This window comes from Halopseudomonas salina (assembly GCF_008641105.1).
The window spans coordinates 86,305-110,599 of record NZ_VTTI01000010.1 but is presented as its reverse complement, the minus strand read 5'-3'; the positions used below and the strand labels follow the sequence as shown (position 1 = coordinate 110,599).

At 57.4% G+C, this 24,295-nt stretch carries 26 protein-coding genes; 13 read left to right on the top strand and 13 right to left on the bottom strand.

All coding sequences use genetic code 11. From position 1 onward, the window contains the following. Positions 1-215: 215 nt before the first annotated feature. Both FZF01_RS15360 and xseA read right to left on the bottom strand, forming a co-directional pair. Positions 216-1,049, bottom strand: a complete 834-nt coding sequence (locus FZF01_RS15360) for a peptidoglycan DD-metalloendopeptidase family protein (RefSeq protein WP_150278097.1) — start codon at positions 1,047-1,049, stop codon at positions 216-218. Between the two features lie 2 nt (positions 1,050-1,051). Beyond that, entirely contained in the window at positions 1,052-2,434 is a 1,383-nt protein-coding gene (xseA, locus tag FZF01_RS15355) for an exodeoxyribonuclease VII large subunit (RefSeq protein ID WP_150278098.1), read from the bottom strand. A gap of 124 nt (positions 2,435-2,558) precedes the next feature. Here xseA and guaB point away from each other — a divergent pair, with 124 nt between their 5' ends. The 3 genes from guaB to FZF01_RS15340 all read left to right on the top strand — a co-directional run bounded on the left by guaB (position 2,559) and on the right by FZF01_RS15340 (position 6,276). Beyond that, complete coding sequence (gene guaB / locus FZF01_RS15350; RefSeq protein ID WP_150278099.1) at positions 2,559-4,028, top strand: IMP dehydrogenase; 1,470 nt, start codon at positions 2,559-2,561, stop codon at positions 4,026-4,028. Between the two features lie 130 nt (positions 4,029-4,158). Next, positions 4,159-5,739 (top strand): glutamine-hydrolyzing GMP synthase, encoded by a 1,581-nt coding sequence (gene guaA / locus FZF01_RS15345; RefSeq protein ID WP_150278100.1) that lies wholly within the window; start codon positions 4,159-4,161, stop codon positions 5,737-5,739. 63 nt (positions 5,740-5,802) lie between these two features. Continuing rightward, entirely contained in the window at positions 5,803-6,276 is a 474-nt protein-coding gene (locus FZF01_RS15340; RefSeq protein ID WP_150278101.1) for a DUF4112 domain-containing protein, read from the top strand. Positions 6,277-6,318: 42 nt separating this feature from the next. Here FZF01_RS15340 and FZF01_RS15335 read toward each other — a convergent pair whose 3' ends face one another. Genes FZF01_RS15335 through FZF01_RS15315 form a run of 5 tightly spaced genes read right to left on the bottom strand, consistent with a single transcriptional unit; the run spans position 6,319 to position 10,338 of the window. After that, positions 6,319-6,954, bottom strand: a complete 636-nt coding sequence (locus tag FZF01_RS15335; protein WP_150278102.1) for an ABC-type transport auxiliary lipoprotein family protein — start codon at positions 6,952-6,954, stop codon at positions 6,319-6,321. Further along, on the bottom strand, positions 6,951-7,886 hold the full coding sequence (locus tag FZF01_RS15330; RefSeq protein ID WP_150278103.1) for an MlaD family protein: 936 nt from the start codon (positions 7,884-7,886) through the stop codon (positions 6,951-6,953). The genes FZF01_RS15335 and FZF01_RS15330 overlap by 4 nt, the downstream gene beginning before the upstream one ends. After that, positions 7,886-8,689, bottom strand: a complete 804-nt coding sequence (locus FZF01_RS15325; protein WP_150278206.1) for an ABC transporter ATP-binding protein — start codon at positions 8,687-8,689, stop codon at positions 7,886-7,888. Before FZF01_RS15325 ends, FZF01_RS15330 begins: the two co-directional genes overlap by 1 nt. 5 nt (positions 8,690-8,694) lie before the next feature. After that, positions 8,695-9,834 carry an MlaE family ABC transporter permease gene (locus FZF01_RS15320; protein ID WP_150278104.1) on the bottom strand — a complete coding sequence of 380 codons (1,140 nt, stop codon included), beginning with the start codon at positions 9,832-9,834 and terminating at the stop codon, positions 8,695-8,697. 54 nt (positions 9,835-9,888) lie between these two features. Further along, entirely contained in the window at positions 9,889-10,338 is a 450-nt protein-coding gene (locus FZF01_RS15315; RefSeq protein WP_150278105.1) for a YhcB family protein, read from the bottom strand. 201 nt (positions 10,339-10,539) lie between these two features. Between FZF01_RS15315 and FZF01_RS15310 the strand changes: the two genes are divergently transcribed. Together FZF01_RS15310 and zapE are read left to right on the top strand one after the other, a co-directional pair. Beyond that, on the top strand, positions 10,540-11,163 hold the full coding sequence (locus tag FZF01_RS15310) for an alpha/beta hydrolase (protein ID WP_150278106.1): 624 nt from the start codon (positions 10,540-10,542) through the stop codon (positions 11,161-11,163). A gap of 87 nt (positions 11,164-11,250) precedes the next feature. Next, entirely contained in the window at positions 11,251-12,342 is a 1,092-nt protein-coding gene (gene zapE / locus FZF01_RS15305) for a cell division protein ZapE (RefSeq protein ID WP_150278107.1), read from the top strand. 15 nt (positions 12,343-12,357) lie between these two features. Here zapE and FZF01_RS15300 read toward each other — a convergent pair whose 3' ends face one another. Together FZF01_RS15300 and FZF01_RS15295 are read right to left on the bottom strand one after the other, a co-directional pair. Continuing rightward, a complete protein-coding gene (locus FZF01_RS15300) occupies positions 12,358-13,368 on the bottom strand; it encodes a GlxA family transcriptional regulator (RefSeq protein WP_150278108.1) in 1,011 nt (336 codons plus the stop codon). A 176-nt stretch (positions 13,369-13,544) separates the two neighbouring features. Continuing rightward, positions 13,545-14,585, bottom strand: a complete 1,041-nt coding sequence (locus FZF01_RS15295; RefSeq protein ID WP_150278109.1) for an NADP(H)-dependent aldo-keto reductase — start codon at positions 14,583-14,585, stop codon at positions 13,545-13,547. A 284-nt stretch (positions 14,586-14,869) separates the two neighbouring features. Here FZF01_RS15295 and rplM point away from each other — a divergent pair, with 284 nt between their 5' ends. The 7 genes from rplM (at position 14,870) to FZF01_RS15260 (ending at position 19,833) form a co-directional block, all read left to right on the top strand. Continuing rightward, positions 14,870-15,298 (top strand): 50S ribosomal protein L13, encoded by a 429-nt coding sequence (rplM, locus tag FZF01_RS15290; protein WP_150278110.1) that lies wholly within the window; start codon positions 14,870-14,872, stop codon positions 15,296-15,298. Between the two features lie 12 nt (positions 15,299-15,310). Next, positions 15,311-15,703 carry a 30S ribosomal protein S9 gene (gene rpsI, locus FZF01_RS15285; RefSeq protein WP_150278111.1) on the top strand — a complete coding sequence of 131 codons (393 nt, stop codon included), beginning with the start codon at positions 15,311-15,313 and terminating at the stop codon, positions 15,701-15,703. A 265-nt stretch (positions 15,704-15,968) separates the two neighbouring features. After that, positions 15,969-16,562 (top strand): ubiquinol-cytochrome c reductase iron-sulfur subunit, encoded by a 594-nt coding sequence (gene petA / locus FZF01_RS15280; RefSeq protein ID WP_150278112.1) that lies wholly within the window; start codon positions 15,969-15,971, stop codon positions 16,560-16,562. After that, on the top strand, positions 16,562-17,785 hold the full coding sequence (locus FZF01_RS15275) for a cytochrome b (RefSeq protein WP_150278113.1): 1,224 nt from the start codon (positions 16,562-16,564) through the stop codon (positions 17,783-17,785). Before petA ends, FZF01_RS15275 begins: the two co-directional genes overlap by 1 nt. Then, positions 17,785-18,567 carry a cytochrome c1 gene (locus FZF01_RS15270; protein WP_150278114.1) on the top strand — a complete coding sequence of 261 codons (783 nt, stop codon included), beginning with the start codon at positions 17,785-17,787 and terminating at the stop codon, positions 18,565-18,567. Before FZF01_RS15275 ends, FZF01_RS15270 begins: the two co-directional genes overlap by 1 nt. 174 nt (positions 18,568-18,741) lie before the next feature. Continuing rightward, positions 18,742-19,371, top strand: coding sequence for a glutathione S-transferase N-terminal domain-containing protein (locus FZF01_RS15265; protein ID WP_150278115.1), 630 nt, complete (start codon positions 18,742-18,744; stop codon positions 19,369-19,371). A gap of 48 nt (positions 19,372-19,419) precedes the next feature. After that, a complete protein-coding gene (locus tag FZF01_RS15260; protein WP_150278207.1) occupies positions 19,420-19,833 on the top strand; it encodes a ClpXP protease specificity-enhancing factor in 414 nt (137 codons plus the stop codon). A gap of 74 nt (positions 19,834-19,907) precedes the next feature. Here FZF01_RS15260 and FZF01_RS15255 read toward each other — a convergent pair whose 3' ends face one another. From FZF01_RS15255 to FZF01_RS15240, 4 genes are read right to left on the bottom strand one after another with little or no spacing between them, the layout of a single operon-like run. Then, entirely contained in the window at positions 19,908-20,474 is a 567-nt protein-coding gene (locus FZF01_RS15255; RefSeq protein ID WP_150278116.1) for a BON domain-containing protein, read from the bottom strand. Further along, the gene (locus FZF01_RS15250; protein WP_150278117.1) at positions 20,471-21,064 is read right to left on the bottom strand and encodes a phosphoheptose isomerase; all 594 of its coding nucleotides are present in this window, start codon (positions 21,062-21,064) and stop codon (positions 20,471-20,473) included. The genes FZF01_RS15255 and FZF01_RS15250 overlap by 4 nt, the downstream gene beginning before the upstream one ends. Positions 21,065-21,077: 13 nt before the next feature. Then, on the bottom strand, positions 21,078-21,443 hold the full coding sequence (locus FZF01_RS15245) for a YraN family protein (protein WP_150278208.1): 366 nt from the start codon (positions 21,441-21,443) through the stop codon (positions 21,078-21,080). A gap of 5 nt (positions 21,444-21,448) precedes the next feature. Next, positions 21,449-23,272 (bottom strand): penicillin-binding protein activator, encoded by a 1,824-nt coding sequence (locus tag FZF01_RS15240; protein WP_150278118.1) that lies wholly within the window; start codon positions 23,270-23,272, stop codon positions 21,449-21,451. A 151-nt stretch (positions 23,273-23,423) separates the two neighbouring features. Here FZF01_RS15240 and rsmI point away from each other — a divergent pair, with 151 nt between their 5' ends. Then, on the top strand, positions 23,424-24,275 hold the full coding sequence (gene rsmI, locus FZF01_RS15235; protein WP_150278119.1) for a 16S rRNA (cytidine(1402)-2'-O)-methyltransferase: 852 nt from the start codon (positions 23,424-23,426) through the stop codon (positions 24,273-24,275). The last annotated feature ends 20 nt before the right edge of the window (positions 24,276-24,295 follow it).

Here is a 24,295-nt window from a genome sequence, read left to right as displayed (position 1 = left end):
CGGAAGTGTCGATTATGCAGGAGCAATCATCGACCTGTTTCAGACACTTTCTGCACCCCGCCAGGCCGTGCGCTCGCCAGGCAAAGGAGTGAGGTTGAGTTTGCTGTCCAAAAGTCAAAAGCAAAACTCCTAGTGTCTCACCCCACCTTCGTCATTCTCGCGAACGCGGGAATCCATTTTGACCTTCGCACAACCCCAGCGAATCATTGGATTTTTCAGGGCATGAATGCGCCAATAAAGATGGAGGGGTCTACGCGTGTATTGTTGAGGCTGACGTTCCAGTGCAGGTGTGGGCCTGTCGCTCTGCCGGTGGCGCCGACTTTGCCGACGTGTGCCCCGCGGCCGACTTCATCTCCTACCTGCACATCGATCGCCGACAGGTGACAGAACATGCTGATGAGCCCCTGGCCGTGGTCAACGAAGACGGTTTTTCCGTTGAAGAAATAATCACCCGTAAGAATCACCTGGCCGGCTGCGGGCGCTTTGATCGAAGTGCCTGTGGAGGCGGCGAAATCCAGGCCGGAGTGGGGGTTGCGCTCTTCGCCGTTGAAGAAGCGGCGCAGGCCGAAGGCACTGGATAGGCGGCCATCTACCGGACGGTCGAATAGCAGGTTGCTGGGCTGGCGGGCACTGAAAGTCTTGTAGGCGTTGATCTGTTCGTCCAGCTCGCGGTTGATGCGTTTGAGATGCTCGGGGTCGGGCGTTACGTGCTGCTGGTTTTTCAGCTTGATATGCTGCTCGGGATATTTGCGGTCGGAGACCTTGAACGCAATTTTTTGCCCGCCCTCTGTCTCGATATGCTCGGTACCGGGTTTCACCGCCAGCGGGATGCCGGCGATGGCGATCCAGCGTTGACCGTCTTCGCGTATTACCAGCAGTGGCTGGTTCTGATACTGCGCGCGGGGCGCTTCGGATTGCTCTGGGAGGGTAACGACGGCTACGCCGCCAGGGACCGGCTTGTTCAACAGCCGGGTAATAAAGCCTTCCGCCTGGGCTGGAAGCGCCGATACGGCCAGGCAGAACAGAATGATCAGGCGCTTGAGTGGCATGGTTAATCCAGTAAGGGGAGGGTGTGAGGGGCGTCGAGATTGTCCTCCACGCGCAGGGCCAATCGGCCGTCGCTGAGCTGCGCCTCGACGCGCTGGCCTGGTTTGGCGTCGGCCTGGCTGCGTAGCGGTTTGCCCTGTTGGTCGAACAGAATGCTGTAGCCGCGGCCGAGGGTGGCCAGAGGGCTGACCACATTCAGAGTTTGGGCGAGACCGTCCAGACGTTGGCGCCGGTGCTGCAGATTTTGTGTCATGGCGCGGGGCAGACGCTGGTCGAGTTGGTCGAGGCGTTGGCGCAACAGTGCCAGGTGCCTGCCGGGATGCTGAGCCTGCAGGCGCGCTTGCAAACGTTCGCTGCGCTGGCCTACCTGGTTCAGATGCTGGCGCATGCCGCGCTTGAGGCGCAACTCAAGTTCGTCCAGGCGCTGGGCTTGCTGGGCCAGGCGTTCGCCGGGATGACGCAGGCGGCGACGCAGGTTTTCCAGGCGCAGATGTTCCCGGGCCAAACGGTCACGCAGGCATTGGCGTAATTGCCGGTGGGCGCGCTCGACCTGTTGCAGCATGGCCTGTTGATCAGGGCTGAGCAGTTCTGCCGCCGCCGACGGGGTAGGGGCGCGCACGTCGGCGATGAAATCGCAGATTGAGACGTCGGTTTCGTGGCCAACCGCACTGACCGTGGGGGTTTGGCAGGCCGCCAGTGCGCGGGCGACCATCTCTTCATTGAATGGCCATAGATCCTCCAGCGAGCCACCGCCGCGGGCGACGATCAAGGCGTCGAAGCCTGACCGGTCGGCCAGTTGGAGTGCGCGGACAATCTGCGGTGCTGCGTCACGACCCTGGACTGGCGTGGGCACTACCACCAGTTCGATAAAGGGTGCGCGGCGACCAAAAACGCTGATGATATCTCTTACTGCGGCCCCGCTCGGTGAGGTAATAACGCCGATGCGTTTGGGATGCGTGGGGAGGGGGCGTTTGCGTTCAACGGCAAACAGGCCCTCTTCCTGCAATTTGGCCTTGAGTGCATCAAAAGCCATGCGCAGTGCCCCGTCACCGGCCGATTCCATGCTGTCGACTATCAGTTGATAATCGCCGCGGCCTTCATACAGACTGACACGTCCACGCACCCTTACCTGCAGGCCGTCACTCAGCGCCATGCGCACGCGGCTGGCGTGCTGACGGAAGAAGGCGCAGCGGATCTGCGCCTTGCTGTCCTTCAGGCTGAAATACAAGTGACCGGAGGAGGGGCGGGCGAGGTTGGACAGCTCACCCTCGACCCATATCTGCGGGAATACATCCTCGAGCAGGCTGCGCGCGCGGGCATTGAGCTGGCTGACGCTGAGCACGTCGCGTTCTTTGGTCAGGCGTTGGAACAGGGCATCATCATTCATGCGCCCATCTTAGCCTGCTGGCGCGCTGCAGAGAATAATCGAGTTGCAATGCGATACTCATTGAGCGTATTGGGCGTGGCGGGTATAATGCCCTGCTTCCATTTTCCCGCTCGGGAGCCCTGCTATGCTACGTGTAAGCCAAGAAGCCCTAACCTTTGACGATGTTCTGCTTGTGCCCGGTTATTCCGAGGTCATGCCGAAAGACGTCAGCCTCAAGTCCCGGCTCACCCGGCGCATCGAACTCAATATCCCTCTGCTGTCTGCTGCCATGGACACCGTCACCGAAGCCCGTCTGGCTATCGCCATGGCTCAGGAAGGCGGCATGGGTATTATCCACAAGAACATGACTGTTGATCAGCAGGCTGCCGAAGTACGCAAGGTGAAGAAATTCGAATCCGGCGTAGTGAAGGATCCGATCACCATCGATGCAGACGCTACGGTTGGCGAGCTGGTCGAGCTGACTCGCGTAAACAATATTTCCGGCGTTCCCGTGCTGTCCAACGGGGAACTGGTGGGGATTGTCACCGCCCGCGATGTGCGTTTTGAAATTCGCATGGAAGCCCTGGTCCGAGAAGTAATGACCGGCAAAGACAAGCTAGTTACCGTGAAGGAAGGTGTCAGCGCCGGCGCGGTGCGTGAGTTGCTGCACCGTCATCGGATCGAGAAGGTCCTGATAGTTGATGATGAATTCCGCCTCAAGGGCATGATGACCGTCAAGGACATCGAAAAAGCCCGCGCCTACCCCAACGCTACCAAGGACGACCAGGGTCGTTTGCTGGTCGGCGCGGCTGTGGGTACCGGTGCCGATACCCCTGATCGCGTTGCGGCGTTGGCAGCTGCCGGTGTTGACGTGGTGGTAGTTGATACGGCCCATGGACACTCCCGCGGCGTCCTTGATCGCGTACGTTGGGTCAAGGAAAACTACCCGGACATCCAGGTGGTTGGCGGTAACATCGCGACCGCCGAGGCCGCGCTGGCCCTGGTTGAGGCGGGCGCCGATGCGGTCAAGGTAGGCATCGGCCCGGGTTCGATCTGCACAACACGTATTGTCGCCGGTGTCGGCGTTCCCCAGATTTCTGCCATCGCTGATGTCGCCACCGCGCTCAAGGATCACGACGTTCCGGTTATCGCTGACGGCGGTATCCGTTTCTCCGGTGATCTGTCCAAGGCGATCGCCGCTGGTGCGTCGGTCGTCATGATGGGTTCGATGTTTGCTGGTACTGAAGAAGCGCCTGGCGAGGTCGAACTTTTCCAGGGCCGCTCCTACAAGGCTTACCGCGGCATGGGTTCCATGGGTGCAATGTCAGGCAGCCAGGGTTCTTCGGATCGCTATTTCCAGGACTCCAGTGCCGGCGCCGAGAAGCTGGTGCCAGAGGGTATCGAGGGCCGCGTGCCTTACAAGGGTTCGTTGGCTGCGATCATTCACCAGCTGATGGGTGGTTTGCGTGCATCAATGGGTTACACCGGCAGTCGCAATATGCTGGAGATGCGTACCAAGCCCCAGTTTGTACGTATCACCAACGCCGGTATGAGTGAGTCCCACGTTCACGATGTGCAGATCACCAAGGAAGCACCCAACTACCGAGTTAGTTGAGTAATCATTGTCTGTGCTGCTGGTGTGACAGCTGATCGAGCATGTCATGCCAGCCGGTATTTACGCCTCCGGCACTGCACAAGTACTGCTATCCTAATTTTTGCGTAACGTCCTTCAGAGAGCCTGCCCTATGGTCCATCAAGATATTCATGCCCACCGCATCCTGATTCTGGACTTCGGTTCTCAGTACACCCAGTTGATTGCTCGTCGCGTACGGGAGATAGGCGTGTATTGTGAGATTCGCGCCTGGGATATGGACGAGAACGAGATTCGTGATTTTGCCCCCAAGGGCATCATTCTGGCCGGTGGGCCGGAATCTGTTCCGCTGCCAGGTTCACCGCGAGCTCCTGAGATCGTGTTCACGCTCGGCGTGCCGGTGCTCGGCATCTGCTACGGCATGCAGACCATGGCCGAGCAACTGGGTGGCAAGGTTCAGGGTTCGGACAAGCACGAATTCGGTTACGCGCGGGTGGATATCGTCGGCAAGAGTGACTTCCTGGCCGGTATCGAGGATCACGTGGATGGTGATGGCCTGCTCAGTCTGGACGTCTGGATGAGTCATGGTGACAAGGTCATCGAGCTACCGACTGATTTCCATATCCTTGCCAGCACCCCGAGCTGCCCGATTGCCGCGATGGGCGACGAAAAGCGCCATTTCTACGGTCTGCAGTTCCATCCTGAGGTGACACACACCCGTCAGGGTCTGCGCATGCTGTCGCGCTTCATTCTCGAGCTGTGTGCATGTGAAGCCCTCTGGACCCCGTCCAATATCGTCGAAGACGCCATCAGCAACGTGCAGGCCCAGGTGGGCAAGGATAACGTGCTGCTGGGTCTGTCCGGTGGTGTGGACTCGTCTGTGGTTGCGGCCCTGCTGCACCAGGCGATTGGCGATCAATTGACCTGTGTGTTCGTGGATAACGGCCTGCTTCGCCTGCAAGAGGGTGAACAGGTAATGGCGATGTTTGCCGAGAACATGGGTGTGAAGGTGATCCGCGTCAACGCCGAGGAGAAGTTCCTCTCGCGTCTGCTGGGTGTGACCGACCCGGAGGAAAAGCGCAAGATCATCGGCCGCACCTTTATCGAAGTGTTCGATGATGAAGCGACCAAGCTTCAGGGCGTGAAGTACCTGGCCCAGGGCACTATCTATCCTGACGTGATCGAATCAGCCGGCTCGAAGAACGGTAAGGCCCATGTGATCAAGTCCCATCACAACGTCGGCGGGCTGCCCGACGATATGGCATTCGAGCTGGTCGAGCCACTGCGCGAGCTGTTCAAGGACGAGGTGCGCAAGATTGGTCTGGAATTGGGTCTGCCCTTCGACATGGTCTACCGTCATCCCTTCCCGGGCCCGGGCCTGGGAGTGCGGATCCTTGCTGAAGTGCGCAAGGAATACGCTGACATCTTGCGTCGTGCAGACCATATCTTTATCGAGGAGCTGCGTCGGGCCGACCTGTACCACAAGACCAGCCAGGCATTCGCTGTCTTCCTGCCCGTGCGCTCTGTCGGTGTTGTGGGCGATGCCCGCCGCTATGAGTGGGTAATTGCGCTGCGCGCTGTGGAAACCATCGACTTCATGACTGCGCGCTGGGCGCACCTGCCCTACGAGTTTCTGGAGACGGTCTCCAACCGTATCATCAACGAAATTACCGGCGTATCCCGGGTGACCTACGATATCTCCAGCAAGCCGCCTGCAACGATCGAGTGGGAATGATCGCGCTGCGGGACCTTGTGCGGCAAAACCGGGTCTCACCTGAACAATTGAGGGAGACTGGATATGCGTGACCAAGGCAATGAGAAAACCCGGAAGAAGCTCGAGCGCCTGGCGTGGTTTCTCGACAGCTCGATCAAGGTGCCAGGCTTCAATGCGCGATTTGGTCTGGATGGTCTGATTGGCCTGATTCCAGGCGTTGGCGACGTTATCTCGGCCCTGATTTCCAGCGTGGTCATCTCGGAGGCTGCGCGCATGGGTGCGCCCAAGACCCTGTTGCTGAAAATGGCTTTCAACGTGCTGGTTGATACTGTCGTAGGGGCAGTGCCCCTGGTTGGCGATCTGTTCGATTTTGCCTGGAAAGCCAATAATCGGAATGTAAGCCTGCTTAATCGCTATCTGGATAGCCCGCGGGAGACAGAGGTTACCAGTCGGGTTTTTGTCTGGGGCCTGAGTGCTGCGCTTCTGGGGTTGGTGGTTCTGGTTGGCTATCTGTTAGTGCTGTTACTTCAAGCCCTGTTCAATGCAGTGGGTGCCTGAGCCAGAGGGCGGTTCGTCCGGCTCAGGCGACTCGCTGTCCGTTTACTCCCCTGAGCTCATGAGCTGGCTGGAGAGCTTTTGTCCCGTCCATTCGATCAGCTGGACGGCAAGGGCATCCGAAGCTTGTTTGAAAGCATCTACCACCCCGGTAATAGCCTCAGAGGCCAATGGCTGTTGAGCGATGAATGTCCTGCTGGCGAGAATGTTTCTGCTGGAGGGGTCAATCAGTCGGGCGTTCAGCTCGATGACGACAAAAGGTCCGGCGTCTGCGTATATAACCTGGAAGCGGCGTAGGTCACTACTCATGTGAATATCGGCACTGAACGAGTTTTCGTCAGTGCTCACTGCCATGAGCGCGCCGCTTTGCTCGAAGGCCTGGGCCAGATGGTCGCGCAATAGCGCGGGTGCCGGGTCGGACCAGCGGGCGCCCTTGTAGTTCTGCAGTTCGTTACCCCGTGGGTTGACCACTATGCGTGGGCTGCTGAGTACGGAGCCAGCCCGAGGTGTGCCGATGCGAAGCGAAAGCGGTAGAACGGTGTTGGCCGAGGCGCTCATGCCCGGTGCCGGCAACTGGTAGACCTTCAGGGATTCTGCTTCCGGGAAGACGGTGCACGCGGTAAGCCAAAAGGTGCTCGACAAAACGGCGCCGGTAAGTAGTTTGCGGTGGCTCTGTTTCAAGGTTCGAACTCCTCCATGCTGTCGCGACCCAATATGAAGCGCGTGGGATTGTCTTCCAGGCGGCGCGTTATGGTGCGCAGGGAGCCAAGGGTAGCGCGCAGCTCGTTGATGGCCGGTTCCAGCTGAGAAAGCCCCTGCATGCCGGAGGTGAAAGCCTCGCTGTTGTCGTTCAGCAAGCTCTCCAGAGTGCCACTGGTACTGGCGATCGAGGTGAGTGCCTCCTCGGCCTGGTTCAGCGTGCGTGCGCCTTGCTGATTGAGAAGCTTGTCGGCACTTGCGACCAGCTCACTGCTACGTTGCAGCGTTTCATTAACCTGTTCGCTGGCTCTGGTCAGTTCATCGAGCAGTAGTGTGAGGCTCTCGCTCTGGGCTGCAATGCCACCTGTTGCGCGTTCGACGTTTGTCAGGGTGCGGCCAATACTGTCGGCATTCTCATCTGACAGAATGCTTCGGGCATTGGACATCAGTTGGTTGACGTTGGTCATCAGGTCTTCCCCGTCGGCCAGTAATGAAGATATAGGTGAGGGCGCGGCAACGATGACTGGAGGCCCTTTCTTGCTGGTCAGCAGCGGGCTGCCAGGGGTGCCATGGCTCAGCTCGATGACCGAGTTTCCGGTAATGCCGGTGAAGGACAGGCGCGCCCGCGTGTTTTCCTTGATAGGCACGTCCGTGCCTACCCGGATTCGCGCCAGAACGCGGCGCGGGTCTTCGGGGTCGAGTTGCAGCGAGTGGATGTCGCCGACCTTGATGCCGCTGTACTGCACAGCGCTGCCGCGTGACAGACCCGTAACAGCCTCGTTGAAGACGACAATATATTCCTTGTATTCGCGGCTGGTGGCCGCACTGCCAAGCCATAGCGCAAATATTATTGCCGCGCCGGCAGCGAGCAGCGTAAAGAGTCCAATCAGCACGTGGTGAGCGCGGGTTTCCATCAGCGGTCATGCTCCGGCTGGTGTCTGTTACGTTCGGTCGCATCGGCCGCGGCGCGGCCTCTGGGGCCATGGAAGTAATCCTGTATCCACGGATCGTCTACGGCAGCCACTCGTTCGAGGGTGTCGGCTACCAGTACTTTCTTCTGGGATAACACGGCAATCCTGTCGCAGATTGCGTAGAGCGTATCAAGGTCATGCGTCACCAGGAATACACTCAGACCCAGCGCATCGCGCAGAGTTCGAATAAGCTCATCAAACGCCGCTGCGCCAATGGGGTCCAGGCCGGCTGTGGGCTCATCCAGGAATAGTATATCCGGGTCCAGGGCAAGTGCGCGCGCCAGTGCTGCACGCTTGATCATGCCGCCTGATAATTCCGACGGATATTTGCCCGCAGCGGTTGCGGGTAGCCCGGTGAGGGCAATCTTCATTTGCGCCAGGTGTTCGGCATCAGCGCGACTCAGGCCGCCATGCTCAATCAGGGGGAGGGCAATATTCTCAGCCACGGTCATTGAAGAAAACAGCGCGCCTTGCTGAAACAGCACACCGAAGCGCCGCTCATGCTGAGATCGAGCCTCGTCATCAAGGGTCTGCAGGTCCTCGCCGAAGACCTCGACCCGGCCTCCGGTGGGGCGCCTCAGGCCCAGAATCGAGCGCAGTAGTACCGATTTGCCGCTGCCGGAGCCGCCAACAACGCCAAGAATTTCCCCGCGGTAAATGTCGAGGTCGAGATTCTCATGAATGGTCTGCGTGCCAAACTGATTGAGCAATCCGCGCACGCGGATCAGCGGTTCATTCCCAGTAATATCGCTCACCAGCCCATCTCCATGAAGAAGAGCGCGGCCAGGGCGTCTACCAGAATCACCACAAAAATGGATTGCACAACGCTGGACGTGGTGTGTTCGCCCACAGACTGTGCACTGCCCGTAACCTTGAAGCCTTCAAGACATCCGATGAGTGCTATCAAAAAGGCAAAAATCGGAGCCTTCACCATGCCTACATAAAAATGCTGAACATCCATGTTCTGCTGTAGCGTGCCCAGAAACATTGTGGGGGAGATGTCCAGGGAGAGCATGCATACCAGGGCGCCTCCGAGGAGTCCGGAAAACATCGCAACCAGGGTAAGAATGGGTAACGAAATCAGCATCGCCAGTACGCGGGGTAGTACCAACAGATCGATTGGGTTGAGGCCCAGGGCGCGAATGGCGTCAACTTCCTCATTGGCTTTCATCGAACCAATCTGGGCGGTAAAGGCGCTCGCTGTTCTGCCGGCCAGCAGAATTGCCGTGAGCAACACACCAAACTCACGCATAAACGAGAAGGCGACCAGATCCACGGTGTAGATGGTCGCGCCAAAGCTTTCCAGGATTGTGGCGCCCAGGAAAGCAACGACAGCACCGACCATGAAGGTGAGCAGCGCTACAATTGGTAGAGCGTTTAGTCCGGTGACTTCAATTTGCGCGACCAGCGAGGTTATTCGCCAGTTACTCGGACGCAGAATATTGCGGCTGAGGCTGGCCAGCACCAGGCCGGTAAATCCCAGCAAATCAACCAAGTGGTGCCAGAACGTCAGCGTGGCGTCGCCAATGCGGGCCAGCAGATCGACTATCAGGAACCCTTGAGTGGCAGATTGAGGCGGACTGGACTCTATGGTCTGGGCTACCCGTTGCAGCAGCATGCCCTGCTTGGGGTCTATGCCGTCATTGCGCTCGGCCAGGGTGGACAACAGCTCCGGTCCAAGCAGCTCGGCTAGTAGCTGGGCGCCGGCTGTATCGAGCTTGGCAAGATCGCTCAGGTCAGCACTCCGGGCGGTTGTGGTCCGGCCCTGCGACAGTCCGATCTGCTCGCGCAGTTCGGCGTAGTGAGCGAGCACCCAATCGCCCCTGATGATCAGATGCGCCGGATCCTGCTCACTGCGTTGGAAAAAACTTTGAGGGTCAGCGCCCGACATCTTTATCGGTATCCGCAATTGAAGGTGGTGGCCATCAGGTCACCCCGATATGCATCAGGACTTGCGTTCGAACCCGTAGTCTTCCGAGAGGGTGCCGGGACTATCACCCTTGGGTGCGTAGTCGCGCGGTGGTTCAAGGCTGTCGAACAATGGCTCGCCATTGGGTCTGCTGCGCGAGACCGGGGGCTCTTCCAGGGCTGCAAGAAGACGCTGGCGGGTCATCTCGTCGGGGGACAGGTCCATCGCACCCTGGGAAAGATGCTCCTGAATTTCCTGATGGTTGCGATTGAGTTGAGCAACCAGGTTGGCTGTGGTTTTGAAGTGGCTGGAAACTTCCTGCTGATATTCCTCGAATCGCAACTGCAGACTCTCCAGCTGGGATCGGGTGCCGGATGAATATGAGCCGCTGACGCGCCTGGCGATCTGTGTCAGCACGATGCCGATAATCACGCCTGCTGCCAGAGCAATAGTTACTGCAATCCACAGGTTTTCGCTTGCTTCCACTGTGCTTCCCCTATTGAACAATTGAGTGTCAGGCCCGCACGTAAGCGGCTGATCAGCTAATGTACTAACGGTAACGACATTTCTCTGCCAAGGCTAGTACCCTTTAGGCTAGCCTGCTTCCGGCGGTGTCTCCGGCGGTTCCTGCATAGCCTTGGACTGCCGCTGGTCGAGGTGGTTTCGTGGATTTGTTCAGGGGGTACAATGAGTAGCAAACTTGAAGAACGGATGTCCATCGCAGGGCCTGCCGGCTCCCTGGAGTTGCTTGTGACGCGCGCTGAGGATCCGGTGGCCCTGGCCGTCATTTGTCATCCCCATCCTCTGCATGGAGGCACAATGACCAATAAGGTGGTGCACACATTGATGCGCTCGGCTCGGGATGCTGGCGCCAATGTGGTCCGGTTCAACTTCCGCGGGGTGGGACGTAGCGATGGTGAGCATGATGAGGGTAAGGGCGAGATCGACGACTGCCTTGCCGTGATCGAATGGGCTCGGCGAGAGCTGCCGGCTCCCGCGCTCTGGGTGATGGGCTTTTCGTTCGGGGGCTATGTTGCCGCTGCAGCGGCCAATCGTCTGGACAGTCCGCCCCAGAAACTGGTTCTGGTAGCTCCTTCGGTAGAGCGCCTACCGTTTCCGGAGCTTTTGCCTCTGAGCACGCCTGCTACGGTGATGATGGGCGAAGCTGACGACGTGGTGGCATCTGCGTCGGTCTTCGGTCTGCTGGAGGGGCGTGATGATGTGGTCGTGGTACGCTTTGCCGACACCGGACACTTTTTTCACGGCCGCCTGCCGGAATTGAAGGATGCGGTTGAACAGGCGCTAACCTGAGAACGCTTTCCGGTACATCGTATAATTGCCAAACTTGATATCCAGGGGGTACAGTTCCGCCCCCTTTCACCTCCGATGGTCAGCATTATGACGCCTCTTGATCGGTACCAGGCGGACCTCAAGCGTCCGGATTTCGTTTACGACCCAGCGCAGGAAAATGCAGTACGTCACCTGCAGCGTCTGTTTGATGATCTGGTTGCCACTGACCAGTCTCGATCCGGTCTGTTCGACAGGTTTTTGCGGAAAAAGCCTGAATTGGTCAAGGGATTGTACTTCTGGGGCGGAGTGGGGCGGGGTAAGACATATCTGGTTGACACCTTTTTCGATGCCTTGCCGATCGAACGCAAGATGCGCACCCACTTTCACCGATTCATGCAGCGGGTGCACCTTGAGCTAAAGGGGCTCAAGGGCGAAAAGAATCCGCTAACCCTGATCGCCAGTCAGTTTGCCGAAGAGGCTCGGGTTATCTGTTTTGACGAGTTTTTCGTTTCGGATATTACCGACGCGATGATTCTTGGCACTCTTATGGAAGAGTTGTTCAAGAACGGCGTTACCCTGGTTGCAACCTCCAACATCGTACCCGATGGGTTGTACAAGGATGGGCTGCAGCGAGCCAGATTCCTGCCGGCAATAGCGCTGTTGAACAGCCACACTGAAGTGGTCAACGTGGATAATGGCGTGGATTATCGCCTGCGCGCTCTGGAGCAGGCGGAGTTGTACCATTGGCCCCTGGATGAGGGTGCGGATGAGAGTCTGCGCCAGAGTTTCGAGAGCCTGGTACCAGATATCGATGAAGTTGTAGAGGGCGATCTGTTGACCGTCGAGAATCGTCCGGTCCAATCGATTCGTGTCTGCGAGGACGTGGGCTGGTTCGAGTTTCGCGAGCTGTGCGACGGGCCGCGCAGCCAGAACGACTATATCGAATTGGCCAAGATCTTCCACGCGGTGTTGATTGCCAACGTGGAACAGATGAATGCGAGCAAGGACGATATGGCCCGCCGGTTCATCAATCTGGTCGATGAATTCTATGACCGCAACGTCAAGTTGATACTCTCAGCCGAAGTCGAACTCAAAGACCTGTATACCGGTGGGCGTCTGAGTTTCGAGTTCCAGCGCACCCTCAGCCGACTGCTCGAGATGCAGTCTCACGAGTTTCTGGCTCGGGCTCACAAGCCCTGATTCAAAAATCAGGAGCTACTGCAGGTTTTGCTGGAATTGGCGCCGGTACTGATTTGGTGACAGCTCGGTGTGCTGTCTGAACAGGCGGGCAAAAAAGCTCGCGTCGTCATAGCCCACATCGTAGCTGATGGTCTTGATGCTGCGGCGGGTAGTACTCAACAGGTTTTTCGCGGTTTCAATGCGCAAGCGCTGCAGGTAGTGCAGTGGCTTATCCCCGGTAGCGCTCTGGAAACGCCGCATGAAGTTGCGAATGCTCATGCCGTGCTGGCTCGCGACATCTTCAAAACGAAACTTGTCGGCAAAGTGCTCTTCGAGCCACTGCTGGATCTGCAGAATGGCAACATCCTGGTGCAGTTTCTGCCCACCAAAGCCAATGACGCCCGGAGTGTAGCTGCGCTGGACTTCATAGAGTGTGTCCCGTGCTACCGCCTGGGCCACCTGGCTGCCGCACAGTTTCTCGATAAGATGAATTGACAGGTCACAACCCGATGTTACGCCAGCCGCACAATAGATGTTGTCAGCATCGGTGATATGTTTGTCTCGACACAGCACCACCTGCGGGAAGCGCTGACTGAATTCATCGAAGAAGCGCCAGTAGGTGGTGGCTTCTCGTCCATCAAGTAGCCCGGCTGCCGCTACCCAGAACACACCGGTTGCTTCCGCGCTAATGAGCGTCCCGCGGGCATGCTCGTCCTGTAGCCAGGGAATCACGCCGGGATAGCGTTCGAGCATCTGATCGAAATCACCCCAGAATGCAGGCAGCATGATCAATTGTGGTCGAAGCGCGCTGAGGGTCGCATCGGTTGCTATGCGGTCCTGGCTGAAGCTGGTGACGGGCAGGCTGTCGGGAGCCACGATGGAGGTGCGAAATCCCGGGGTAAGCCCGTGGCCGCGCCTGCGGCCATCACGCAGGCTAGCCATGTGGAAGAAGTCCTTGGCCTGCATTAACGTGGAGGCAATTACTCCGTCGGTTGCGAGTATTGCCACCTGACGAAGCGGGGCGCGGGATTGGTCGGGCTGAATCATGGTTGTTATCGCTTTTATAAGTTGAATCGGCCAAGCGTTGACTAAAGCATCTTATACTCTGGCACAACTGCCGTGTTGAGTACGATAAAAAGCGCAAATGTCTGTTGATTGTCAGGGTCGGGGTCAATAAACACCAGGCTGCCATGTGCAGCCTGGTGTTCATATGCGCCGTGCTCTCAGGGCGCGGGGTTTGGCTGGCTTTGATGAATCTCGGCGATCGCTTCCAGTACGCCGTCGGGCAGCCCCATATTGATACTGCTCAGGTTCCGATTGAGTTGATCCATGTTGGTGGCACCAATGATGTTGCTGGTAACAAAGGGTTGCCGGGTAACGAATGCCAGCGCCATCTGAGCGGGATCGAGTCCGTGCTCACGGGCCAGCCTCACATACCTGGCGCAGGCTCTTTCGGCCTGCGGGTTGGTGTATCTGCTGAATCGGCTGAACAGCGTCAGGCGCCCTTTTTCCGGCTGGAGCCCGTTCAGGTATTTACCGGTAAGGGTGCCGAAGGCGAGTGGGGAGTAGGCCAGCAGTCCGGTTTGCTCGCGCATGGATATTTCAGCCATGCCCACCTCGTAGGTGCGGTTGAGCAGGTTGTACGGGTTCTGGATTGATGCGATGCGCGGCCAGCCGCGGCTTTCGGCTAGATGCAAAAACCTGCTTACGCCCCAGGGGGTTTCGTTGGACAGGCCGATGTGCCGGATCTTCCCTGCTTTGACGAAATCCTCAAGCACCTCAAGGGTGTCCTCGACAGGAGTGATGGTTTCATCCGGATTGTGCCGGTACCCCAGATTGCCAAAAAAGTTGGTACTGCGGTCAGGCCAATGTAATTGGTAGAGATCGATGTAATCGGTGCGCAGGCGCTTGAGGCTGGCGTCAAGTGCTGCAGTCAGGTGCTCGCGGTTGAACCGGGTCTTGCCTTCGCGGATGTGTGGAAGCCAGTCGCCCGGTCCGGCGACCTTGCTGGCGATGATCCAGTCCTCACGATTAGCGCGCTCTGCAAGATAATTGCCGAGAATCCGTTCGGTTTCCCCGTACGTGTCGCTCTTTGGTGGGACGGGATACATCTCTGCGGCGTCGATAAAATTGACTCCCGCGTCCTTCGCCCGGTCTATCTGGGCGAATGCATCTTTCTGTGTATTTTGCTCCCCCCAGGTCATGGTGCCGAGGCACAGTGCGCTGACCTTGAGCTTGGTGCGGCCAAGAGGGCGATATTGCATGGGTTGCTCCCTGAATAAGGTTGAGTCCGGTTAAAAGATCGTTAGGCTGAGCTAATATGGCATTGATTGTAAATAAGGGTTGTAATTTTTGGCTCCCTTGACATAATGCCCGCCACTTTCGACAGGATGCCTAGCCTGTCGTTGTTGTTTACAGCGCAGATGCCACCCAGACCCACGCAGCCCCCACTGAGTGTCTGTTCTAGGCTTTGTTGTCTTGTAAAAACACATTTCATTCTGTAAGATTCGCCCTCTTATTATTAGAGCGGCCTCTGAGGCTAGGATTAATGAAAACCTTCAGCGCCAAACCTGAAAGCGTAAAACGCGACTGGTACATAGTAGACGCAACTGGACTGACCCTGGGTCGTCTGGCTACCGAAGTTGCTACCCGTCTGCGCGGCAAGCATAAGCCAGAGTACACTCCGCACGTGGACACTGGCGATTACATCGTCATCGTCAATGCCGAGAAAGTACATGTGACCGGTAAAAAGGCACAGGACAAGATCTACTACAGCCACTCCGGTTTTCCGGGCGGTATCAAGTCGATCAGTTTCGACAAGCTCCTTGTTCGCGCTCCAGAGCGCATTATCGAGTCTGCCGTTAAAGGCATGTTGCCGAAAAACCCCTTGGGGCGTGCAATGTACCGCAAGATGAAAGTGTACAAAGGTGCAGTTCATCCCCATGCGGCCCAACAACCCCAAGAACTCAAGTTCTAACAGGAGCTCACTATGTCGGCGACACAAAACTACGGTACTGGCCGTCGTAAAACTGCCACCGCTCGCGTGTTCCTGCGTCCGGGCAATGGCAACATCCAGATCAACAGCCGCACCATCGAGAATTTCTTTGGTCGTGAAACAGCGCGCATGGTTGTACGCCAGCCGCTGGAGCTGACCGAAAACGTCTCCAAGTTTGACGTGTTTGTTACCGTCAAAGGCGGCGGCACTACAGGTCAGGCAGGCGCTATCCGTCACGGCATTACACGTGCACTGATGGAATATGACGAAACCCTGCGCGGTGTATTGCGCAAGGCGGGCTTTGTTACACGTGACGCCCGTGAAGTTGAGCGTAAGAAAGTGGGTCTGCGTAAAGCGCGTAAGCGTCCTCAGTACTCCAAGCGTTAAGTCGCAAGACTTATCCCGAAAACGCCCGGTATCCTCATGGAGCCGGGCGTTTTTGTTTGTGCGACAAAATGCCGCTAACTTGGTGCATGGTCCGCAACGCCCCGTTTTACGATGGTTTGAGCCGAGCAGGCAATGTTGTTTAGTGATAGTTCACCTTGTCAAAAAAGGGGTTTTTCATTACCATCGGATTCATTTTGTGCAAGCGGATTAAAACTCTTAAAAGGGCTCATAAAAGCCTGAATCAGCTGAGATGGGAGACGACTGGATGAGTAATGACGGCGTAAACAACGGCCGGCGTCGCTTCCTGGTGGCAGCCACAAGTGTTGTGGGTGCAGCCGGAGCCGTGGGGGTAGCAGTACCCTTCGTTGGATCGTGGTTCCCGAGTGCGAGGGCCAAAGCGGCTGGCGCACCGGTCAAGGTGAATGTGGGCAAGCTTGAGGCCGGTCAGCAGATCGTTGCCGAATGGCGCGGTCAGCCTGTGTTCGTCTCCAGGCGTACCGAGGAGGCGCTCAAGACGCTGGAAGAGATGACGGACCGTTTGGCTGACCCTGAGTCGGAGTCGGCGGATCAGCCTGATTACGTCGATGGTGTTGCCCGGTCAATCAAGCCGGAAATCCTGGTCGTAATGGGCATCTGCACCCACCTGGGTTGCTCGCCTCTGTTTCGCCCGGAAGTCGCATCGGCTGACATGGGTGAGGACTGGAAGGGTGGTTATTTCTGCCCTTGCCACAGTTCGCGCTACGACATGTCCGGTCGGGTTTTCCGTGGCCAGCCGGCGCCGCTGAACTTGCCGGTTCCCCCCCATAACTATGAGTCCGACGATGTCATCGTCATCGGCCTGGATCCGGAGACTGTCTGATGGGTAAGCTGAACAGCTGGATTAATGAGCGCATGTCGGTCAACAGGGTGGTTGAAGATCACCTGACCAAGTACTACGCGCCCAAGAACTTCAACTTTTTCTATTTCTTTGGCTCCCTGGCCATGCTGGTTCTGGTCAACCAGATCGTTACCGGTATCTGGCTGACCATGAGCTATGAGCCATCCGCTGAAGGCGCCTTCGCGTCGATCGAATACATCATGCGTGATGTTGAATACGGTTGGTTGTTGCGCTATCTGCACTCCACCGGTGCTTCGGCATTTTTTGCTGTGATCTACCTGCACATGTTGCGCGGGATCATGTACGGCTCCTACCAGAAGCCACGTGAACTGATCTGGCTTTTCGGTATGACTATCTACCTGGTACTGATGGGTGAAGCCTTCATGGGCTACCTGTTGCCCTGGGGCCAGATGTCCTATTGGGGCGCTCAGGTGATCATTTCACTCTTTGGTGCGATTCCCTTCATCGGACCGGACCTGGCTCAGTGGGTGCGTGGTGATTATCTGATTTCCGGCATTACACTGAACCGGTTCTTCGCGCTGCACGTGATCGCGTTGCCGATCGTGTTGTTGGGTCTGATTGTTTTGCACATCATTGCCCTGCACGAAGTTGGCTCTAACAACCCTGACGGTATCGATATCAAGAAGCATAAGGACGAGAACGGCAAGCCGCTCGATGGCATCGCCTTCCACCCTTACTACACAGTCAAGGATATTGTCGGTGTGGTGGTCTTCCTGTTTGTGTTCTGCATCGTGGTGTTCTTCTTCCCAGAGATGGGCGGTTTCTTCCTTGAACACCCCAACTTCGAAGTCGCTAACCAGTTGAAGACGCCGGATCACATTGCGCCTGTCTGGTACTTCACGCCTTTCTACGCCATCTTGCGCGCGGTACCGGCTATCGGCGGCTCTGCGTTCCCCGGTGTGCTCGCCATGGGTGCGGCCATTGCAGTGTTGTTTGTTCTGCCCTGGCTTGACCGTAGTCCGGTTCGCTCTATCCGCTACAAGGGTTGGATGAGCAAGTTGTGGCTGGTGATCTTCTGCGTATCCTTTGTGATTCTGGGTATTCTGGGCGCGATCCCGGGTAACGATACCCGCACACTGATCTCACAGATCTGTACCGTACTGTATTTCGCCTTCTTCCTGCTGATGCCCTTCTACACCCGCATGGAGAAGACCAAACCCGTTCCAGAGAGGGTTACTGGCTAATGAAAAAGCAATTGATTGCACTGGTATTTGCCCTTGTGCCCTCGGTCGTAATGGCGGCTGCCACGGGTGTTCCACTCGAGTCAGCGAACATTGATCTGCGCGACAAGGCGTCACTGCAGGACGGCGCACGGACCTTCGTCAACTACTGTATGGGTTGTCACTCTACCCAGTATCAGCGTTACGAGCGGGTAGCAGACGACCTGGGTATTCCGGACGAGCTGATGATGGAGAATCTGGTTTTCTCCGATTCGGCCGCGATCGGTGAGCACATGAAGATTGGTATGCGTCCGGAGGATTCCAAGCGCTGGTTTGGTGCTGCTCCCCCTGACCTGACCAACGTGACCCGTGTGCGTGGCGAAGATTGGGTTTATACCTATCTCAAGACCTTCTACGAAGATCCCTCGCGTCCGATGGGAGTCAACAACCAGGTATTTGCCAATGTGGGTATGCCTAACGTTCTGGAAGAGTTGCAAGGACGTCAGGTGATCGGTTGCAAGGCCATGCCTGTCGAGAAAGACGGCAAGGTGCAAAAAGATCCACTTACCGGCGATACGTTGATGGATGAGCGTTGTGATGTGCTCAAGGTAGTCGAGGGCACGGGCATCCAGAGCGAGGAGGAGTTTGATACCACGGTACGCAACCTGACTGCGTTCCTGGCTTACTCCGGTGATCCCATAAAGCTCGAGCGCCATCGCATCGGTACCTACGTACTGTTGTATCTGGCATTCTTCTTCATATTTGCCTACCTGCTCAAGCGCGAATACTGGAGAGATGTCCACTGATCAGCTGTTTCATTGATCAAATGCGCGCGCCCTTTGGGGCGCGCACTTGTTTCTGGGGTATAATCCCGATCTCGTAATAGACACAGACTGTTTTGAACCGTCTGTGGTTTTTCATGTTCACGCAATCGCGTGCTTTGTGGTTACCGCAATCCGCTACAGGATGAGGGTTGATTTATGGGCGTTACCGCCAACAAGCGTTCCTCGATGGCTTTTTTCTCCGATCCGAGTGATCACTACTGTCACCGCGTACGAATCGTTCTGGCAGAAAAGGGCGTCACCGTCGACGTGATCAACGTCGAGCCCGATAACCATCCGGAAGAGCTGGCGGAAAATAATCCATACAACAGCGTTCCGACGCTGCTTGACAGGGATCTCGTTCTTTACGAGCCCAACATCATGATGGAATATCTCGACGAGCGCTTTCCTCACCCGCCGTTGCTCCCGGTTTACCCGGTAGCCAGGGCTAATACACGACTGCTGATGTTTCGTGTACAGCGTGACTGGTGCGGGCTGGTTGATGCGATCACCAATCCCAAGACGCCTGCTGCGGCTGTTACCAAAGCGCGTAAGGAGTTGCGTGAGAGCTTGATTGGGGTTGCTCCGGTATTTGCCGAGATGCCGTATTTCATGAGCGAGGAGTTCAGCCTGGTCGATTGCTGTATCGCTCCGATTTTGTGGCGTTTGCCCGTCCTGGGTGTCGAACTACCCAAGCAAGCCAAGCCGCTGCAGGATTATATGGATCGGATTTTCCAGCGTGAGGGTTTCCTGGCCAGCCTGTCGGCTGCCGAAAAGGAAATGCATTAATCTTTTCTTGATCAACAGTGTCCCCCGAAGGAGGCCCGCATGGCTCAAATGAGCTCAAGCCGACCCTATCTGGTACGAGCGCTATACGAATGGATACTGGAAAATGACTGCACTCCTTATGTGCTCGTCAATGCCCAGTATCCCCAGACCAGCGTTCCGGATGCCTTTGTCGAAGCTGGTCAGATAGTACTCAATCTCTCGCCAAATGCGATACGGCATCTTGAGATGGATAACGACAGGATCACCTTTGACGGTCGTTTTGGCGGCGTAGCCCAACAGGTCTGGGTTCCTGCCCAGGCCGTGATGGCTATCTACGCACGCGAGAATGGTCAGGGCATGGTGTTCGAGGTCGAGCCTGCGCCGGTTCCGCCTTCCGATGACCCAGAAGCTGACAAGTCAGCTTCCGTCAGCTCTATCAAGGCGGAAAAGGCCAAGAGGCCATCGTTGAAAGTCGTCAAGTAGATTTGCTCTGCACAAAAAACCCGGGCCACGCTTGTAACGTGGTCCGGGTTTTTTGTGGCCGGTAAAGCGCGATTTCAGTCGATATATTCAAACAATTTAACGATTCGCTGTACCCCACCCACCTGCTGAACGGCCTGTACTGCCAGTTCGGCCTCTGCGCGGCGTACCAGACCCTGCAGGTAGACAATACCTGCCTCGGTAGTCACCTTGATGCGTCGACCGGGGATGGCGCTGTCAGCCAGTAGGCGCGCCTTTGCACTGGTGCTTATAAACCCGTCGCTGTTACGCGCCAGCAAGGGCAGTGGAGGGCCTACAGTGAGCTCGTTGTGCACCACCTTCACCCGTTGTACGCGTTGCGCAACTGAGCCGGCCAGATCCTTCAGATCTTGCCGGGGTACCTGACCGGTCAGCAGAACCACGCCGTTGAAACTGGTCACAGAGAACCGGGCGTCACGTTCAAGCTCGATGTTGGATTTGGCAATATTGACGTTGGCTTTGGTCTCAATCAGTTGATCATCAATCGTACTGCCAAAGGTGCGTGTGCCCTTGTTGCTCTCGATAGGCGTATCGCGCGTTGCGGTCAGCACGGAGCTGCAGCCTGCCAGTGAGGCAACCAGCAGCAGGCACAGGGCTATTTTCATTCTTCACTCCCGAAAAGTTGACGGTCGATCAGGTCGCATAGGCAATGGATGGCCAGCAGGTGTACTTCCTGGATGCGGGCTGTCGAGCGAGCCGGGACGCGGATTTCAGAGTCTTCGGGAAGCAATAGTGAGGCCATGGCACCACCATCACGCCCGGTAAGAGCAACCACTAACATGTCGCGATCATGTGCTGCCTGAATGGCCTGCAGCACGTTACCCGAGTTGCCACTGGTTGAAATGGCCAGCAATACGTCTCCGGGCTGACCCAAAGCGCGAATCTGCTTGGAAAAGATTTCGTCGTAGCTGTAGTCGTTGGCAATCGAGGTAATGGTCGAGCTGTCAGTGGTCAGGGCCAGGGCTGGCAGGCTGGGGCGTTCGCGTTCGAAACGGTTGAGCAGCTCCGAGGAGAAATGCTGTGCGTCGCCGGCAGAGCCGCCATTACCGCAGGTCAGGATCTTGCCTTCATTGAGTAGGCAATTGACCATCAGCTGGCTGGCTTGCTCGATGCTTGGCCCAAGTACTTCCATGGCACGGGTCTTGGTTTCGATGCTGTCGGTGAACAGTTGCCTGATACGGTGCTGCATATCCATAGAAAATGACTCGCTAGCAGGTGAATGCTTCACGGATCCAGTTGTAGGAGCCTGGGTCCGCGGGATTGCCGTGTGCGGTTACTACGTCGAAACGGCAGGGATTGTCAGCCAGGTGGGGATGCGTCAGCAGATAATGCTGTGCTGCGGCGATGACCCGCTTTTGCTTGCGCCAGTCAATACTCTCTACCGCGTCGCCCCAGCGGCTGCTGCGTCGGTAACGCACTTCGACGAATACTACTGTATCGGCGTGACGCATGACCAGATCAAGCTCGCCCATCTTGCAACGATAATTGCGGGCCAGCAGGCGCATGCCGGCGTCCAGGAGTAACTGTTCGGACTGACGCTCGGCCAGGTTGCCGAGCTTTTGCTTCTCCGTCAGTTCGCTCATTGCACCCGAGCGGCCGAGGTTGCGGACAGTTGCCCACGCTCCATCACGCCCCAGCTGAGTTGCCGCTGAATACGGCCATCCGGGGCGAGTGTGAGCTCGCCAGTAGCGCCGTTCACGCGGGTGCTGGCATGTTGCTGCATCTGAGGTAGACGCGAGAAGATTCGTTGGGCATCAATGCCCATCGCATAAAGACGCCCTAAAGGTCCTTGAGCCTGAGGCCAGTTGTCGGTTACCTGGCCGTAGAGTGTGTCATTGCGCGTCAGCAGCCATGGGATCTCTGCCACAACAATGCCATCCATATCGGCATTCTGTTGGCCGTCGAGTCCCACCTGGTAGACATGGGATGTCGCATAGACCGGGAGGTCAGCTGCGTACTGGAATGCCAGGGTAGGTTTGATCTGCCTTGCCTGTTGCGGATTGACAGCGATAAAGAGCGCGTCCAGGTCCTGGCGCGGGGTGGGCTGAACGACCACATTGCCATTCAGCGCTCTGGAAACGCGCTGACTCCGTTGCTCGCTCTGACGTATCTGCAAAAGATCGGCAATCTGGCCCGAGATGGCCGCAGGCTGATCAATCACGACGCGGCCAATCAGCACGCCACCCATTTCTTCCCAGCTGCGCCTAAACGACTGATAAGCACGCTCGCCCCAGTCGGTTGTGGTGTGCAAGGCGGCCATTTGTCGATGCCCCTGCTCCCACGCTTGCATGGCAGCGGAACGGGCTTCGTCCTCCGGTGCCAGTCCGAACTGGAACAGGTCCTGTGGATAGGGGCCTTCCTGCTCGGCGTAGTTCAGGGCCAGGGTAGGTATTGGCAGGGTAGCGCGCGTCGCGAGCCGCCCAACACGTGCGCGATCCAGTGGTCCTATCACCCATTCCACGCCATCAGCGCTGGCCTGAGCATAGAACTGATCCAGATCGGAATAGGCAGTGCTGTCATAAAGACTGACACGCGGCTGGTCGAGACCTTTGCTCTGAGCCTGATACTGGGCAGCGAGAAAGCCATCGCGTAACGCTTCTGCGGCGCTGGCCAGCGGTCCTTCAAAAGGCAGCAGCAAGGCTATGTGTTGGGGCCGGCTGGCATGTAGTTCCAGCAACTGTTGAATCGAATCCGGTAGTGGTTGCGCTGCCGGGTGGGCGCTGTTTTCATCGCGCCACGCCTTGATTGCCTGTACCTGTAGATCGATATTGCGAAATTCACGTTCGATCAGTGCCAGCTCAAGCCAGCTGCGTAATTCACCGTCAGCATTTTCAGTCGCTTGAGTGAGTTCTGGTGTTGGCACTTTCTGGAGGTTTTCCCAGATCGCCAGAAGGTTCGCGTTACGCTCGCCGCCGGACAGCACGCCATGCATGAACACGCGCTCGCGCGCCGCTTTCAATGGCTCTCCCGTAGCGCCCAAAGCCAAAACGCGTAATCGCTGGATGGCAACCTGGTCGGTCAATGGCAGATTGTCGATCTGATTCATGGAGGGGTGGCGAAGGGCGCGCAGAGCCATTTCCGGCTGTTTCAGTTCGAGCGCACTACGCGCCTGGAGCGTACTGAAGCGCACTTGCTGGTCCAGGGGCAACTCGCTTTGCGGTATGCGCTCGAGAATCGACAGGACCTGCTGAGCCTGACCGGCATCGCTGGCAGCCTGGGCCGCATAAAGCCGCAGAAGGTTAGCCTCTGCCCCCGAGTACTTGTCCGCATCGGCAAGGATTTTCTCGGCGGACGCCTGTGGCGTGCGCGGTAGCTCGCTCAGGCTCTGGGGAGGGCTGGCGCAGCCGACAAGCAGTACGGCGAGTGCCAACGACAGTATTGGCAGGCGTTTATTGCAGGGCATGCAGCGGTATCCTTACGCAAGGGACACAAAAGGCGTCCCGTTGGATTTCTTGCAGATGTCATCTGCGGCATTGTAACCAAGGGGCAGAGCGCGCGCCATGCACTGGATCACGTCCTGTACAATACGGCGTACACATCGATCGAGATTTGTCATGCTCACATCCACCGGTACTCTTTTCATTGTTGCCACGCCCATTGGTAACCTGCAGGACATGACTCCGCGGGCGCTGGAGGTGTTAGCCGATGTCGGACTGATAGCTGCAGAGGATACCCGCCACAGCGGTCGCTTGCTGCAACATTTCGGCATTTCAACACCTACCACGGCCTGCCACGATCATAATGAGCGCGACAAAAGCGCCAGACTGGTCGAGCGCATGCTTGCGGGTGAAGACATGGCCTTGATCTCTGACGCGGGTACGCCGTTGATTTCCGATCCCGGATACCACCTGGTACGCGCGGCACGGGAAGCTGGTGTGCGAGTCTGTCCCGTGCCGGGTCCCTGTGCGCTTGTTGCTGCGCTCAGCGCTGCAGGTTTGCCTTCTGACCGCTTTGCGTTCGAAGGGTTCCTGCCGGCCAAGGCCAGTGGTCGTCGTCAGCGGCTGCAGGCCCTGGCCAGTGAACCGCGGACCTGGATGCTCTACGAGGCGCCCCATCGCTTGCTCGAGTGCCTGGAAGACATGCTGGATATTCTTGGCCCTGATCGTCAGGTAGTTTTGGCCAGGGAGCTGACCAAAACCTTTGAAACCATTCGTGGCGCGCCGGTTGCCGAGCTGGTCGAATGGGTGCGCGCCGACAGCGATCAGCAGCGGGGCGAATGCGTACTCGTGGTCGAGGCCATGCCCCCGCGGGATGAGAATGAAGGGCTGGACCCGGAAGCCGAGCGGATACTGGATCTGCTACTTGAAGAGTTGCCGGTAAAACAGGCCGCCGCCCTGGCAGCAAAAATTACCGGCGAGAAGAAGAACCGGCTCTATCAGATTGCCCTAGGCAAGACCGCGAGCTGAGAGCCGCGGCCTGCCTGCGG